Here is a 14,646-nt window from a genome sequence, read left to right as displayed (position 1 = left end):
GCGCGAATGCCGCGATGATACGCGCGTCAGCGCAGCGTCGCGGCTTCCTGCGCGTGCGCCTGCTCCATCAGGCTTTCCAGCCGGACCGGACGGCTCAGCAGGAAGCCCTGCACCTTGTCGCAGCGCGCTTCGCGCAGCAGGTCGAGTTGCTCGCGCGTCTCGACGCCTTCCGCGACGACCGTCACGCCGAGCTTGTGCGCGAGATCGATCACGCCTTCCACGACCGTGCGCACCATCACGTCGGTCGCGATATTGTCGACGAAGGATTTGTCGAGCTTCAGCACGTCCGGCCGGAACCGCGCGAGATAACTGAGGCTCGAATAGCCGGTGCCGAAATCATCGATGGCGATGCGCACGCCCATCGCGCGGACGTTGGACAGCACGTCCTGCGCGTGGTCGACATTGTCGATCAGCGCCGACTCCGTGATTTCCAGCGTGATGCGGCCCGAATCGATGCAGCCGCGCCTGATCGCGTGCCGCAGCACGGACACGAGGCGCGGGTCGCGAAACTGCTTCGGCGACACGTTGACCGCGACCGAGCATGCCGCCGGCAGCGCGAGCGCGAGTTGCGACGCCGCCAGCACCGCCTCGCGGATGACCCAATGCCCTGCCTCGACGATGAGCGCGCTTTCCTCCAGAACCGGCACGAATGCGCCGGGCGCGAGCAGCCCGAGCTGCGGATGATTCCAGCGCAGCAACGCCTCGACGCCGACGAGCTCACCCGAATCCACGCGATATTGCGGCTGATAATGCAGCACAAACTGGTTCTCGCGGATCGCGCCGTGCAGTTCCGCTTCGAGATGCGCGCGCGCGAGATCGTCCTTCTCGCGATCGCCGAACACGCGGAACGTGTTGCGGCCGGCGCGCTTCGCGGCGTACATCGCCATGTCGGCGCTGATGAAAAGCGCTTCGGGCGTGCGTCCGTGCTCCGGATACAGCGCGACGCCGATCGAGCATGTCATCGTCAGGCTCTTGCAGTCGATCTTGATCGGACGATGACACGCGAGCGAGAGCTTGCGGCACGCCCGCGCGATGCTCTCCTGATCGAACGTGCCGGGCAGGATCACGGTGAATTCGTCGCCGCCCGGACGCGCGGCCACCGCGCCTTCCGGCAGCGTCTCCTGAATGCGCCGCGCGATGGTGCGCAGCACCGCGTCGCCGGCGATATGGCCCGCCGTGTCGTTGATCGACTTGAAGCGGTCGATATCGATGAACAGATACGCGAACGGCGCGCCCGATTCGCAGCGCTTCAAAAGCGCTTCCATCATCGCGTTGCGGTTGCTGAGGCCGGTGAGGCTGTCGGTGTTCGCGAGCCGATGCAATTCCTGCAGGCGCTGGCGTTCGTCGGTGGCGTCGACGCACACGCTCACCACGCGCGACACCGCGCCTTCCTCGATCACCGGATAGATGTCCGCGCGCACCCAGCGTGTTCGGTCGTGCGGCAGACAGAGGCGGAAATAGCTCTGCGTCGCCGCGCCCGTGTTCACCGCCGTGCGCATTTCGTCGCGCAATGCGGGCAGGTCTTCGGGATGCACGCGTTGCGACCAGGCGGTCTGATCGGCTTCGAGCGCGGACATCGGCATTTCCCACATGCGCTGAAACGCCGAACTCACGTGCAGAAGCTCGCGGAAATCGCGCGTCGCGGTCCAGAACACGGCGTCGACGTGATCTTCCATGTCCTTCTGCACGCGCGCGTTGCCACGCAATTCGTCGATGAGCATCACCTCCGCCGTGATGTCGCGCGACTTGCACAGCACGGCCGTGACCTTGCCGTGCTCGCCGTACACGGGCGCGAAGGTCGACGTCCACCATTTGAGCTTGCCGTTCATCGTGCGGCACGCGCCGGAAAACGACGTCGATTCGCCCGTCTTCGCGCGCTCGAACGCCTGCCGCGCATCGGGGCCGTCCCATAGCGCGAGCCAGTCGAGACCGACGAGATCGTCGGCGCAGTCCGCTTCGATGAGGCCGCGGCCGATCTCGGAGATGCACATGATGCGGCCTTCGAGCGACAGCAGCTTGAGGCAATCCTCGGCGATGGAAAGCAGCCCGTTCGCGACCTGCCGCGCGACAAAGATCTTGCGGTTCGCCTCCTGCAGCCGATGCACAACGAGCATCGCGCCGAACACGAGCGCCGCGAGCGTCACGCTCCACGGCAGCGGCACGAAGAAGGTGCCGAACGCGGCGAAGAGCACGCCGAGCGGAGCGAGACCGAGTCCATCGAAACGGCGCGCGTGTTCGATGTACGGCAAGTTCCTGGCGACGTTCTCGCCGATGATTCCGAGGAAATCGGTCGCTTTGCTCTGCACCGCTGTGGCCCTGTTGCGCTGATTGCTTGTATCGGTGTTTATCGGCCAGGTAGCGGAAGTCTTTAGTAAGGATCGGGACCTCAGCCCCGCTTGGGCTTGCGCACGGCCCGCACCTTTCCGGTGCGCCCGCCGCCGCAAAAGAAGCGGTCGTGTCCATCCGATTCGAGCCCGGATACGCCCATGCCTTCGGGCATGTCGAGCCGCTCGATGACATCGCCGGATTGCGGATCGATATGCCTGAGTTCGCTCTCGTCGCCTTCCCAGGTGGCGTGCCACAGTTCGCCGTCGATCCACGTCACGCCGGTGACGAAGCGATTCGACTCGATGGTGCGCAAAATCGCGCCGCTCTCCGGATCGACCTGATGAATCTTGCGCGCGTTGTATTGCCCGACCCAGAGCGTGCCTTCGGCCCACGCGAGACCCGAATCGGCGCCGCCGCCGGGCGCGGGAATCGTCGACAGCACGCGTCCTGTCTTCGGATCGATCTTCTGGATGCGGTCTTCGGCGATCTGAAACAGATGCTCGCCGTCGAAGGCCGTGCCCGCATGCGCCGCGATGTTCAGCGTGCGCTCCTTTTCTCCGCTCTCGGGATCGAAGGCATTGAGCGTGTCGCCGGCGGCGAACCACACGCGCTCACCGTCCCAGGTCACGCCATGTACGCCTTCGATATCCGCAAAAGGTCCGTATTCGCGAATGATTTCCGCCTTTGCGCGTTTCATGTCGTTATCCTCCGTGCGTCGTTGATCGTGACTTCATGCTAATCACTCGCGAGTTCGACGGGGAGTAACAAGGCCGTCGTGAATCCGGGCATCGGCGGCGTGGTCCAGCGGCGCGCGCGGCCGCGTCCGAAGGATTGCACCTTGCCGCTCGCGGCCAGCGCATCGAGCGAACGCTGCACGGTGCGCTGGCTCGCGCCGAGCGCGATCGCAAGCGCGGAACTCGACCACGATTCGCCATCGGACAGCAAGGCGAGCAGCGGCGCGTATTCGTCTTCGACCGGCAGCGCGAGCACGGCCACCTCGCGCGCGTGACGCGGTTTCAGCACGAAGCCGCGCGGCGTCGCATCGATGCCCGCGTGCGCGCGCAGCATCGTGCGCAAGCGGCCCATCTCGACGCGCAGCCGCGCACGATGCGTCTCGTCCGCTTCCCTGATGCGAAACGCGCGCAGGATGAGCGCATCGCGCGGCACATCGCCGGGCCAGGACTGCGCGAGCATGCGCGCGAGCGCGAACAGCACGGGGCGCGTCGCGAGCGAGATCGACGCGCCGTTCTCGCGCACACATGAACGGCACGCATCGACGACGAATGCATTCGATGCGAACAGCGCCTCCACTTCGTCCAGCCGGAGCAGACGCTCTTTTCCCTGCACGATGAGACGCGCCGCGCGCGTGTTCAGGATGCGCCACGCGCTCTCGACTTCGGCGGCGAGCGCGGGAATCGCCGCCTGCCGCGCGGCTTGCGTCGCGCGTTCGAGCGCGGCGTGGGCGGCGCCGGTCTGAAGACGGCGCATCGCGATGCCCGCCGCGATCAGTTCATGCGCGGTGCGCGACGCAGCCGGCAGCGTGTCGGGTTCCAGTTCGGCGAGCATGCGCGCGGCATCGTCGATGTGTCCGATGAGCAGCGCGCGACGCACTTCCAGATAGCGCGCATGCGCGGCGTTCACGTGGTCGCCATGCGCGTCGAGAATCGCGCGTGCGTGATCGAGCGCTTTCGCGGGCCACGCGAGATCGCGCGATGCGAGCGCGATCTCCGCCTCCGCGACGATGCAGCGCGAGCGCGCCAGCGCCTCTTTGGTGCCGAACGCGCGCGCCGCGCTTTTCACGAGCGCGCGTGCACGCACGAAATCGCCGAGCTGCGCCATCGCGATGCCGCGCAACGCGAGCGCGCCCGCATCCTCGCGCAGCGCGATGCGGTTCAGCGCGCCGAGCGGGTCGCCCGCCGCGAGCGCGCGCGCGGCCGCCGTGATCAGCGAATCCATGCGCGTCCCGCCAAGACCGCCTTCATCGCGACAGACGGCTTGCCGCCGCATGCACGCCGAGCACGCACACGATGCCGATCACGCCGCCCGCGAGCACATGCGTGATTCGCTCGAAGGCATCGGCGGTGGACTGATTCGCCAGCATGATCGCGAGCGTGACGAACACGCAGCGGAAAAAATATCCGACGACATAGCGCTGGAACGCGACCAGCGTGAGAAACACGGCGAGCGTCGCGAGCGTGACGGCGATGCTCGAATGCGGCACGACATAACGCCCGAGCACGATGCCGATCGGCACGCCCGTCATCACGCCGAACGCGCGATTCTTGAGCTTCACGCGCGCCGTATCCACCGTGCCCGTCACGATGCTGGCCGCGCCCCAGATCACCCATTGCGCGCGATCCATATGCCAGTACACGACCATCATCGCCGCGATGCCCACGCCCGCGAGCATCGCGGCGAGATCTTCGCCGAAGGGCGCGCGCGGGCCGAAATCGTCGAGATTGGACCAGCGCGCAGCGGGCTTGCCGCGCGAGCGTATCGTCGCGGAAATCACCGAGGGCACGAGCGCCACGAGCAGATACGGCAGATACGCGGGCGTCTCGCGCAACAACGCATCGACAGTGCGCCCGCCATGCAGTTCGTTCGCGAGGATCAGCACCGGAAGGAAGGTCCAGTTGCCGAGCGCGCGCAGCTTCTTTCCGCGCGATGCAAACAGGATCACGCCCGCCGCGAGCGTCATGCACGCGATGACGAAAAACGCAGGCACCAGTTCGGCCAGCAGCAGCAGATACGTTCCGGCGATCACCGCGAGCCCATACGCGATGACACCGGGCGGCCTGAGCGCGAGCTTGTCCTCCGCGATGACCGCGCCGATCGCGAGCAGCGACGCCTTCATCCATATCGCGTTGCCGGTGGCGAGCGCGAGCACGACGAACGGCAACAGCGCGATGGCCGCGTACAGGAGCGTCCAGACCTTGATCTCGCTGGCGAGACGGAATTGCTGCGGCGCATCGGCGGGCATACGCGGACATATCGATTGTGAATCCGCATGAAGTGTAGAACGGTTTTCAAACCGAAAGCCCCTGAATCAGGGGCGAACGCGCGCTGTAAGCGTTTCGTAGCTTTTAAGCATTCCCTAAAGGCGCTCGCTGCGCGGTCGTTATACAGGCCAGCCGATGGGTTTCATCGGCCGCGCAGCAGGCGAAGCATCGCCGCCCCCGCGCTCGCGTCCCTGCGATGCAGCCACCTTGAGAGAGCTATGTTTTCCACAATCAAAGGCCGACTGGCCCTGGCCATGACGCTTCTGAGCGCGCTGCTGATCGCGATCGGCATGGTCGGGCTGATCGGCATGAGCCGGTCCAATTCGGTCACGCACAACCTTTTCACGAATGAAATGCCGAGCGCGGTGTCGGTCGGCAATGCGGAAATGTTCATGGCGCGCGAGCGCCTGAGCTTCGACCGTGCGGCGCTGAACGTCGGCACGCCGGGCGCGGAAGACGCCATCGGCCGCGGCGCGCTGATGCGCAAGACCTCCGACGACGCATGGACCATTTACGCCGGTCTGCCGCAAGGCCCCGACGAAAAGCAGCTCGCGAACAAATTCAACGAGCAGCGTCTCGCGCTGCAAAAGCTGATCGACGATGGTTATGCCGACGTGCGCGCGAAGGATCAGGCGAAGATCCTCGCCGATGCGAGCGCGATGCAGGCCGCGTTCAACGACTTTGCGAAGACGGGCGCCGCGCTGCGCAAGCTGCAATTCGAACAGGCCAAGGCCTCGTATGACGCAGGTGAGGAAATCTTCGGCATGTTCCGCATCGGCTGCATCGTCGCGATTCTGGTCGGCGTGGCCGCAGCGTTCTATACGTGGATCTCGCTGCGCCGCCGCATCTCCCGTCCGCTCGATGCCGCGCTCGCCCAGTTCGATGCCATCGCTTCCGGCGATCTGCGCCGCAGCGTCAAGGTGACGTCGAACGATGAAATGGGCCAGTTGCTGCACGGTCTCGCGACCATGCAGGCGAGCCTCATCGAAACCGTTCGCACGGTGCGCGGCGGCAGCGAATCGATTGCATCCGCGACCAAGCAGATCGCGGCGGGCAACGTGGATCTCTCTTCGCGCACGGAAGAACAGGCGTCGGCGCTTCAGGAAACCGCGTCGAGCATGGATGAGCTCACCGGCACGGTCAAGCAGAACGCCGACAACGCGCGTCAGGCGAGCGTGCTGGCGGCGAATGCTTCGGAGATCGCGGGCAAGGGCAGCCATGTCGTGTCGCAGGTCGTGACGACGATGGGCGAGATCAACCATAGTTCGTCGAAGATCGCGGACATCATCACGATCATCGAAGGCATCGCGTTCCAGACCAACATTCTCGCCTTGAACGCGGCGGTGGAAGCGGCGCGCGCGGGCGAGGAAGGACGCGGCTTCGCGGTCGTGGCGGGCGAAGTGCGCTCACTTGCGCAGCGCTCGTCGGCGGCGGCGAAGGAAATCAAGGAACTGATCGACGATTCGGTCGAACGCGTGCAATCGGGCACCGCGCTGGTCGATGAGGCGGGCCGCACGATGACCGAGATCAGCACGGCGGTGCAGCGCGTGACCGACATCATGGGCGAGATCGCGGCTGCATCGGAAGAGCAGAGCAGCGGCATCGAGCAGGTGGCGCGCGCGGTCACGCAGATGGATGAAGTGACGCAGCAGAACGCGGCGCTGGTGGAGGAAGCTGCGGCGGCGGCGCAGTCGCTGGAAGATCAGGCTGGGGCTTTGCGGACGGCGGTGGAGACGTTTCGTCTGCACGAGGTGACGGGCTGACGCCGGCGAGTGGTGAAGTCGCCGGCTGATCCCGGCGACAAACCCGAAGCTTCGTTCCTTCACCCCCCGCGCCGCTTCCTCACCGCCTCGGCAAGCAACTCCAGCACCGGCTCACTCTGGGTCCATCCGAGACACGCATCCGTAATCGACACGCCGTGCTTCAGCGGCACGCCCGGCTTCAAATCCTGCCTACCCTCTTCCAGATGGCTCTCGATCATCACCCCGGTGATCCGCCGCTCGCCCGCTTCCAGTTGCCGCGCAATATCCTGCGCAACATCCACCTGCCGCAGATGCGATTTGTTCGAATTGGCATGTGAGCAATCGATCATCACCTGCTCGCGCTGCCCGAGTTTGGCCAGCGCGCCACACGCAGCTGCCACGCTTTGCGCATCATAGTTCGGCCCCTTCGTCCCACCCCGCAAGATGACGTGGCAATCATCATTGCCGCGCGTCTCGAAGATCGCCGCCATGCCCATCTTCGTCATGCCCATGAACGCATGGCTCGCGCGCGCCGCGACGATCGCGTCCGCCGCGACCTGCACGCCGCCGTCCGTGCCGTTCTTGAAACCGATCGGGCAACTCAAGCCCGACGCAAGCTGCCGATGGCTCTGACTCTCGGTCGTGCGCGCACCGATCGCGCCCCACGCGATCAGATCGGCGATGTACTGCGGGCTCAGCAGATCGAGAAACTCCGTCGCGGTCGGCAGGCCCAGGCCGCTGATGTCGAGCAGCAGCTCGCGCGCACGGCGCAGGCCCTCGTTGATGCGGAAGCTGCCGTCCAGACGCGGATCGTTGATATAGCCCTTCCAGCCCACCGTCGTGCGCGGCTTCTCGAAGTACACGCGCATCACGATGAAGAGATCGTCGCGCAGCCGGTCGGCGACGGTCTTCAGGCGCTGCGCGTATTCCATCGCCTGATCGTGATCGTGGATGGAGCACGGTCCGACCACGACGACCAGCCGGTCATCGCGGCCATGCAGAATGTTCGCGATCGCCGCACGGCTCTCTTCGACCAGCGACTGCACGCCGGGCGTAACCGGCAATTCGTCGAGCAGCAACGCGGGCGAAATCAGCGGACGCACGGCGCCGATGCGCGTGTCGTCGATACGGGTCGTGTCTTGCGTGGAGTCGGCCACGCCTGCCTCCTGATCGCGGGAGGGATTGTCGATGCGGGTCAAGATAAGCTCCGTCATGCGTAATTGATGCAAAATTCAGGGACTTTATGCGTACTTTCCGCTCGCATAGCGGCTTGCGGCGCAAACATCGATTATCGCATTTGCGACGCCCCGCGCGCTCGATCGTGCGTATGATGAAGCCGGAACGATACCTTTACAGGGAGCCAGTCATGCGCATCGAAACTTCATTCCTGTTCGACCTCGACGGCACGCTCGTCGATAGCGTCTACCAGCACGTGCTTGCCTGGAAAGAAGCGCTCGACGCCGAAGGCATCGAACTGTCCGTGTGGCGCATCCATCGGAAGATCGGCATGAGCGGCGGGCTCTTCACCAATCAGTTGCTGCGCGAAACGCATGGCGAAATCAGCGCGGACCGCGTCGAGCGTCTGCGTCAGCTGCACGCCGAAGCGTACAAACGCCTGCGCGCGCAGGTGTGCCCGCTGCCGGGCGCGCGCGAACTGCTCGATGCACTCACGCAAGCCGGCACGCGCTGGGCCATCGCGACGAGCGGACGCATGGAAACCGCGCAGGTGAATCTCGAAGCGCTGGGCGTCGATCCGGCGAAGCAGGTCGTCATCACGCGCGACATGGTGAAGTACGCCAAGCCCGATCCCGATCTCTTCCTCGCCGCCGCCGCGCGCCTGAACGTGCCGATCGAACATACGGTCGTCGTCGGCGACAGCATCTGGGACATGCTGGCCGCGCGGCGTTGCCGTTCGCTCGGCGTCGGCCTGCTGTCGGGCGGTTATGGCAGCGATGAACTCGAACGCTCCGGCGCGTTGCGCGTCTATGAAGACCCGGCGGACCTGTTGCTGCATCTCGATGAAGTCGCGGCCCGGCCGTGAGATGATCGCGCGCATGACTCAATCCATCATCGACGTTCGCCGCTGGGGCGAAGCGCATCTCTACACGTTACGCAATGCATCGGGCATGCGCATCGAAATCAGCGATCTGGGCGCGACGCTCGTCTCATGGCTCGCGCCCGACCGCGACGGACACTTCGCCGATATATTGCTCGGCCATGACACGCCTGCCGAATACCTGAACGGCAGCGCGTTCATGGGCGCCATCATCGGACGCTGGGCGAATCGCATCCGCGATGCGCGCTTCGTGCTCGATGGCGTCGCGCATCAGGTCGAACCCAACGAAGGCGCGAATCATCTGCATGGCGGATCGGCGGGTTTTCATCGGCAGATGTGGCGCGCCGAAGTCGCCGGCGATGCGCTCGTCATGACGCTGCGTTCGCCCGCGGGCGCAGCGGGCCTTCCCGGCAATCTGGATGTCACCGTGCGCTATGCGCTCGACGACGAAGGCACGTTGTCGATCGATTACGAAGCGCGCACCGATGCGCCCACGCCCGTCAATCTCACGAATCACGCGTACTTCAACCTGAGCAACGGCGCGAGCATTCGCGATCATCGGATATCGATTGCATCGGAAACGTACTTCGCGATCGATGCCACCTCGATTCCCGTTGCACGCGAACATGTCGCTGGCAGCGCGTTCGATTTGCGCGTGTCCGCTTCGATCGGCGCGCGGCTCGATGCGTCGCACGCGCAACTCGCTATCGCGGGCGGCTTCGACCATTGCTATGCATTCGATGAAGACGCGCAGGAACCGCGCGTGGTCGCCGTGCTGTTCGATCCGTCGAGCGGACGCGAGTTGAGCGTATCGACCGATGCGCGCGGCTTGCAGTTCTATTCGGGGAATTATCTGGAAGGCGTGCCCGCGCGCAACGGATCGCGCTATCGCAAGCATGCGGGGCTGTGTCTCGAAGCGGGCGGTTATCCGGACGAGATCAACATGAACGGCGAGCGCGCCGTCCTGCGTCCTGGCGAGACATATCGTCAGCGCACGCGCTACGGCCTGCGCGTGCGCTGACGCATGATCAGAAGATGTTGCGCAAGCCGATCGACACGCCGGTCTGATTCGAGCGGCCCGGCAATTCGACATCGGCCGCGCCCGTCACCTTGTTGAAGTCCACGGTGCCGTAGACTTCCGTGCGCTTCGACAGCGCGTACTCCGCCAGCGCGACGCCCGTATAGCGATTGCCGCTGCCCGTCGCGCCGCCGCCGATGGCCGCGTTCTTCATGTGGTCGTAATAGAACGCGCCGGTCAGCAACAACGCCGGCGTAACCTGATATGTGATGCCCGCGAACGGGCCGTCGTCGCGTCGGCCCGAGCCCTTCAGGATATCCGTGCCCGCCACGAGCCCGCGCTGCTGCAGGACGCTGTCGACGAAGCCGGTGTCATCGGTCGAATGCAGATAGCCCGCATAGAGCTTCGCCGCGCCGATCGAATAGACGAGGTTCGCGTTCCAGATCTTCTGCTTGTTCGCGGAGTTGTCGCTGTTCTGCTGATAGCCGCCGCCGATCGACAGCGGACCCATTGCATACGACGCCGTGAAGCCGTACATGTTGCCCGCGCCGAGATGGCCCGGCACCTGACCCGAGAAGCCGCCCGCGCCCGTCGAGGTGTAGTTCGTGCCGAACGAATACATCGCGCCGATCGTCAGGCCCGCGAACGTGCCGTTGTACTTCACCGCGTTATCCGCATAGAGACCCGCGCCCAGTGCGACCGGCAGCCACGCGTTCTCGAAGTAATTGCCGACGGTGAGCGGGTCGTAGGTATCGCCGAGCATGTCGAAGAGCGGCGTCTTCTGGCGGCCGAGCGTCAGCGTGCCATAGCGGCTCGAAAGACCGACGAAGGCCGCGCGATTGAATGCGCGCGCGCTGTCGGCGTACTGGCCGTTCTCCAGCTCCACACCGCTTTCCAACTGGAAGATCGCCTTCAGGCCGCCGCCGAGATCTTCCGTGCCCTTGAAGCCGATACGGCTGTTGGTGATCGCGCCGTTCGTCATGAACACCTTGCCGTCGTTATTGGCGTTGGCGTTGGTCAGATAGCGCACGCTCACGTCGGCAACGCCATAGAGCGTCACCGAGCTTTGCGCGAATGCGGACTGACAGACGAGCGCGATGAACGAAACGCCGATGCCAGCGATGGCGCGCGATGTGATTGTCTTCATGATGTGTTGGACGCGTTTAGTTATAAGCCGTTATCGATGCGCCTCGATGCGCCGCCTTTCAGTTCACTGTCTGAGCAGCGATGGCTTCAGCTTGACGCATGAACGCACGCGTTTTTTAGCACATCAAATGTCGCGATGCTTGGTTTGGTGCAATACATGTGGTGTTTTTGCGCAACAATGATGACCGATATCTTTTCAAACAGCTTGCGCGATGAATTCACGCAGCCATCGATGCGCGGGATCGCGATGCACGCGCTCATGCCAGTACATCGACATTTCGTAACCCGGCACGTCGACGGGCGGCGCGACGATGCGCAACTCGGGCCAGTGCTTCGCGAGGCGAAGCGGTTGCATCGAAACGAGATCGGTCGTGGCGAGCACGGAGCGCACGAACAGGAAGTGCGGCACGGAGAGCGCCACATGTCGCTTCATGCCGAGTGTCGCGAGCGTGGCGTCCGTCGGGCCGAAGAATCCGCCACCATCGGGCGACACGATCACGTGCTCCAGCGCGCAGAACTGCGCGAGCGTCGGCCGCCGCTTCAAGCGCGGATGATCCTTGCGCCCCACCAGCACATAGCTTTCCGTGAAGAGCGCCTGCTGATGAAAGCCGGCCGTTTCAGCCGACACGATGTGAAACGCGAGATCGATCTCGCCGTTCTCCGCCTGCTTGGCGAGCCGCGGCGGCATGATTTCCAGCACCGCGATGCGCGTGCGCGGCGCGGCCGCGCGCAGGCCGCTCAACGCGGGCAACAGCACGGTCGATTCGGTGTAGTCCGTGGCGGCGATGCGCCATGTGTTGTCGGCGGTCGCGGGATCGAATGCGGTTTCGGGCGACACGGCGCGTTCGAGCGAAGCCAGCGCTTCGCGCAATGGCTCGCGCAGGCTTTCGGCGCGCGCGGTGGGCCGCATGCCGCGCGGTCCTGGCAACAACAAGGGATCGCCGAAGATATCGCGCAGCTTGGCCAGATGCACGCTCACGGACGGCTGTGAGAAATGCAGACGCTCGGCCGCTCGTGTGACGTTCTGCTCGGCGAGCAGGACGTCGAGCGTGACGAGCAGATTGAGATCGAGCCTTCTCAAGATATTATTCATGGCAATGCCTGCAATTTCAGATATTCATTTCCAATATACCCGAGCAGTCTTTAAGCTGGCCTTCATTCCTGAACCGAACTGGAGAAAGCCTGATGAATGTGCTGATCGTATATGCCCATCCCGAACGCCGCTCGCTGAATGGCGCGCTCAATGATTTCGCCGTCGCACGCCTGCGCGCCGAAGGCCACCATGTGCAGGTTTCCGACCTGTATGCGATGAACTGGAAAGCCCCGCTCGATGCGAACGATGTTCGCGAACGCAACGGCGATGCGCCGTTTCACGCGAGCCTGGACTCGAAACACGCGTTCGAGAACGGCCTGCAAAGCCGTGACATCGAGATCGAACAAGAGAAGCTGCGCTGGGCCGACGCATTGATCCTGCAATTCCCGATGTGGTGGTTCTCCATGCCCGCGATCATGAAGGGCTGGGTCGAGCGCGTGTATGCGTACGGCTTCGGCTACGGCGTGGGCGAGCACTCTGGGACGCATTGGGGCGACCGCTACGGCGAAGGCATGATGGCGGGCAAGCGCGCGATGATCGTCGTGACCACGGGCGGCTGGGAATCGCATTACAGTGCGCGCGGCATCAACGGCCCGATCGACGACATCCTGTTTCCGATTCAGCACGGCGTGCTGTTCTATCCGGGCTTTGACGTGCTGCCGCCGTTTGTCGTCTATCAGACCAACATGATGGACGACTCGCGACTCGATGCAACTTTCGACGCGCTGGGCCAGCGTCTGGACCGGCTCTTCGACGACGCGCCTATCGCGTTCCGCAAGCAGAATCATGGGGACTATGCGATTCCTCATCTCACTCTGCGTGATGAACTCGCGGCAGGGCAAAGTGGGTTCGCTGCGCACATCGACTGAGGCGAAAAGCGAAACACGGCTAAGATTGATCCTTCGACGCGCAACGCGACACCAACGAAGGAAGACAATCGAATGCTGACGATCTGGGGCAGAGCCAACTCGGTCAACGTGCAGAAAGTACTGTGGTGCTGCGAGGAACTGGGGCTCGCGTACGAACGCATCGATGCGGGCCTGCAATTCGGCCGCAACAACGAGTCCGACTACCTCGCGATGAACCCGACGGGCCGCGTGCCCACTTTAGTCGATGGCGATTTCGTGCTGTGGGAATCGAACTCGATCATCCGCTATCTCGCGATGCAATACGGCGCGGCCAGCACGCTCTACCCCTCCGAGCCGAAGGTGCGTGCGAGCGCTGACCGCTGGCTGGACTGGGCGCTCTCCACCTTGCAGCCCACGGAGCGCCCGCTCTTCTGGGGCTACATCCGCACGAGCGCGGCGGATCGCGACGTCAAACAGCTCGCCGCCACCGCGAGTGAAGTGGAAAAGCTCTGGCGCGTCGTCGATACGCATCTGAAAGGCCGCGACTATCTCGAAGGCAATACCTTCACCCTCGCCGATCTCGTCATCGCCGCATATGCGCGCCGCTGGTTCGGCATCGCCGAACTGGTTCGGCCCGCGCTGCCCGAACTCGAACGCTGGTACGTCGGCATCACGCAGCGCGCGGGCTTTCAGCGACATGTGTCGCCTGCATTGACCTGAACCGGGACGCATCGCCATGACCATCGAACTGCATACCTGGAACACGCCCAACGGACGCAAGATCAGCGTCGCGCTGGAGGAAATGCAACTGCCCTACACCGTGAAGACGGTGAACATCACGAAAGGCGAACAGCATGCGGCCGGGTTTTTGCGCATCAGCCCGAACAACCGCATTCCGGCAATCGTCGATCCTGATGGACCCGACGGCCAGCCGATCAGCGTGTTCGAATCCGGCGCGATCCTGCTTTATCTGGGCGAAAAGACCGGCCAGTTCCTGCCCGCGAGCCTGCGCGACCGCGTACCGGTGCTCGAATGGCTGATGTGGCAGATGGGCGGCTTCGGCCCGATGCCGGGACAGGTGCATCACTTCCGCATGGTCGAGGCGGAATCCGATCGGCGCTATGGACTCAAACGTTATTCCGATGAAACGCGCCGCCTGTATAACGTGCTCGACAAGCGTCTCGCACAAGTGGAGTACGTGGCGGGCGAATTGTCCGTCGCCGATTTTGCGATTCTCGGCTGGGCCTGGCGGCACGAACGTCATCAGGTTTCGCTCGACGATTACCCGAACGTCCGGCGCTGGTATGACGCACTCTTTGCGCGTCCGGGTGTCAGGCGCGGCTTCGAGATAAAGCTAGACGATCTCGCCTGACGCGCCGAATCGCCTCACGTCAAGAAGATTCCGGACGTGAGGCG

The 14,646-nt window shown here is 64.2% G+C and carries 13 protein-coding genes; 6 read left to right on the top strand and 7 right to left on the bottom strand.

Annotation, left to right across the window (positions count from 1 at the left end; all coding sequences use genetic code 11):
• Positions 1-26: 26 nt before the first annotated feature.
• From AWB80_RS03685 to AWB80_RS03670, 4 genes are all read right to left on the bottom strand, one after another.
• Positions 27-2,306 carry an EAL domain-containing protein gene (locus tag AWB80_RS03685; RefSeq protein ID WP_061173283.1) on the bottom strand — a complete coding sequence of 760 codons (2,280 nt, stop codon included), beginning with the start codon at positions 2,304-2,306 and terminating at the stop codon, positions 27-29.
• 80 nt (positions 2,307-2,386) lie between these two features.
• Complete coding sequence (locus AWB80_RS03680; protein WP_061173282.1) at positions 2,387-3,025, bottom strand: Vgb family protein; 639 nt, start codon at positions 3,023-3,025, stop codon at positions 2,387-2,389.
• Positions 3,026-3,063: 38 nt separating this feature from the next.
• Entirely contained in the window at positions 3,064-4,284 is a 1,221-nt protein-coding gene (locus tag AWB80_RS03675; RefSeq protein ID WP_061173525.1) for a hypothetical protein, read from the bottom strand.
• Between the two features lie 22 nt (positions 4,285-4,306).
• Complete coding sequence (locus AWB80_RS03670; protein WP_061173281.1) at positions 4,307-5,308, bottom strand: FUSC family protein; 1,002 nt, start codon at positions 5,306-5,308, stop codon at positions 4,307-4,309.
• A 237-nt stretch (positions 5,309-5,545) separates the two neighbouring features.
• Between AWB80_RS03670 and AWB80_RS03665 the strand changes: the two genes are divergently transcribed.
• Positions 5,546-7,090 (top strand): methyl-accepting chemotaxis protein, encoded by a 1,545-nt coding sequence (locus tag AWB80_RS03665; RefSeq protein ID WP_061173280.1) that lies wholly within the window; start codon positions 5,546-5,548, stop codon positions 7,088-7,090.
• Between the two features lie 59 nt (positions 7,091-7,149).
• Here AWB80_RS03665 and AWB80_RS03660 read toward each other — a convergent pair whose 3' ends face one another.
• Positions 7,150-8,268, bottom strand: a complete 1,119-nt coding sequence (locus tag AWB80_RS03660; RefSeq protein WP_061173524.1) for a 3-deoxy-7-phosphoheptulonate synthase — start codon at positions 8,266-8,268, stop codon at positions 7,150-7,152.
• A gap of 167 nt (positions 8,269-8,435) precedes the next feature.
• On the opposite strand from AWB80_RS03660, the gene AWB80_RS03655 reads away from it, so the two are divergent.
• Together AWB80_RS03655 and AWB80_RS03650 are read left to right on the top strand one after the other, a co-directional pair.
• A complete protein-coding gene (locus AWB80_RS03655) occupies positions 8,436-9,110 on the top strand; it encodes an HAD family hydrolase (RefSeq protein ID WP_061173279.1) in 675 nt (224 codons plus the stop codon).
• A 13-nt stretch (positions 9,111-9,123) separates the two neighbouring features.
• Positions 9,124-10,146 (top strand): aldose epimerase family protein, encoded by a 1,023-nt coding sequence (locus tag AWB80_RS03650; RefSeq protein ID WP_244206377.1) that lies wholly within the window; start codon positions 9,124-9,126, stop codon positions 10,144-10,146.
• Between the two features lie 7 nt (positions 10,147-10,153).
• On the opposite strand, the gene AWB80_RS03645 is transcribed toward AWB80_RS03650, so the two are convergent.
• Both AWB80_RS03645 and AWB80_RS03640 read right to left on the bottom strand, forming a co-directional pair.
• On the bottom strand, positions 10,154-11,290 hold the full coding sequence (locus AWB80_RS03645; RefSeq protein WP_061173277.1) for a porin: 1,137 nt from the start codon (positions 11,288-11,290) through the stop codon (positions 10,154-10,156).
• A gap of 195 nt (positions 11,291-11,485) precedes the next feature.
• A complete protein-coding gene (locus AWB80_RS03640) occupies positions 11,486-12,382 on the bottom strand; it encodes a LysR family transcriptional regulator (protein ID WP_061173276.1) in 897 nt (298 codons plus the stop codon).
• Positions 12,383-12,474: 92 nt separating this feature from the next.
• Between AWB80_RS03640 and AWB80_RS03635 the strand changes: the two genes are divergently transcribed.
• From AWB80_RS03635 to AWB80_RS03625, 3 genes are all read left to right on the top strand, one after another.
• Positions 12,475-13,251 (top strand): NAD(P)H-dependent oxidoreductase, encoded by a 777-nt coding sequence (locus AWB80_RS03635; RefSeq protein WP_061173275.1) that lies wholly within the window; start codon positions 12,475-12,477, stop codon positions 13,249-13,251.
• 72 nt (positions 13,252-13,323) lie between these two features.
• The gene (locus AWB80_RS03630; RefSeq protein WP_061173274.1) at positions 13,324-13,950 is read left to right on the top strand and encodes a glutathione S-transferase family protein; all 627 of its coding nucleotides are present in this window, start codon (positions 13,324-13,326) and stop codon (positions 13,948-13,950) included.
• Between the two features lie 16 nt (positions 13,951-13,966).
• A complete protein-coding gene (locus AWB80_RS03625) occupies positions 13,967-14,602 on the top strand; it encodes a glutathione S-transferase family protein (protein ID WP_061173273.1) in 636 nt (211 codons plus the stop codon).
• Positions 14,603-14,646: the final 44 nt, after the last annotated feature.

The organism is Caballeronia pedi, assembly GCF_001544915.2.
Taxonomy (GTDB): Bacteria; Pseudomonadota; Gammaproteobacteria; order Burkholderiales; family Burkholderiaceae; genus Caballeronia; species Caballeronia pedi.
This window is presented reverse-complemented; position numbering and strand designations above follow the sequence as displayed.

Coding starts and splice junctions, on each gene's coding strand:
- AWB80_RS03680 (WP_061173282.1), bottom strand. CDS start 3,025: ATGAAACGCGCAAAGGCGGAAATCATTCGCGAATACGGACCTTTTGCG.
- AWB80_RS03675 (WP_061173525.1), bottom strand. CDS start 4,284: ATGGATTCGCTGATCACGGCGGCCGCGCGCGCGCTCGCGGCGGGCGAC.
- AWB80_RS03670 (WP_061173281.1), bottom strand. CDS start 5,308: ATGCCCGCCGATGCGCCGCAGCAATTCCGTCTCGCCAGCGAGATCAAG.
- AWB80_RS03665 (WP_061173280.1), top strand. CDS start 5,546: ATGTTTTCCACAATCAAAGGCCGACTGGCCCTGGCCATGACGCTTCTG.
- AWB80_RS03655 (WP_061173279.1), top strand. CDS start 8,436: ATGCGCATCGAAACTTCATTCCTGTTCGACCTCGACGGCACGCTCGTC.
- AWB80_RS03650 (WP_244206377.1), top strand. CDS start 9,124: ATGACTCAATCCATCATCGACGTTCGCCGCTGGGGCGAAGCGCATCTC.
- AWB80_RS03645 (WP_061173277.1), bottom strand. CDS start 11,290: ATGAAGACAATCACATCGCGCGCCATCGCTGGCATCGGCGTTTCGTTC.
- AWB80_RS03640 (WP_061173276.1), bottom strand. CDS start 12,382: ATGAATAATATCTTGAGAAGGCTCGATCTCAATCTGCTCGTCACGCTC.
- AWB80_RS03635 (WP_061173275.1), top strand. CDS start 12,475: ATGAATGTGCTGATCGTATATGCCCATCCCGAACGCCGCTCGCTGAAT.
- AWB80_RS03630 (WP_061173274.1), top strand. CDS start 13,324: ATGCTGACGATCTGGGGCAGAGCCAACTCGGTCAACGTGCAGAAAGTA.
- AWB80_RS03625 (WP_061173273.1), top strand. CDS start 13,967: ATGACCATCGAACTGCATACCTGGAACACGCCCAACGGACGCAAGATC.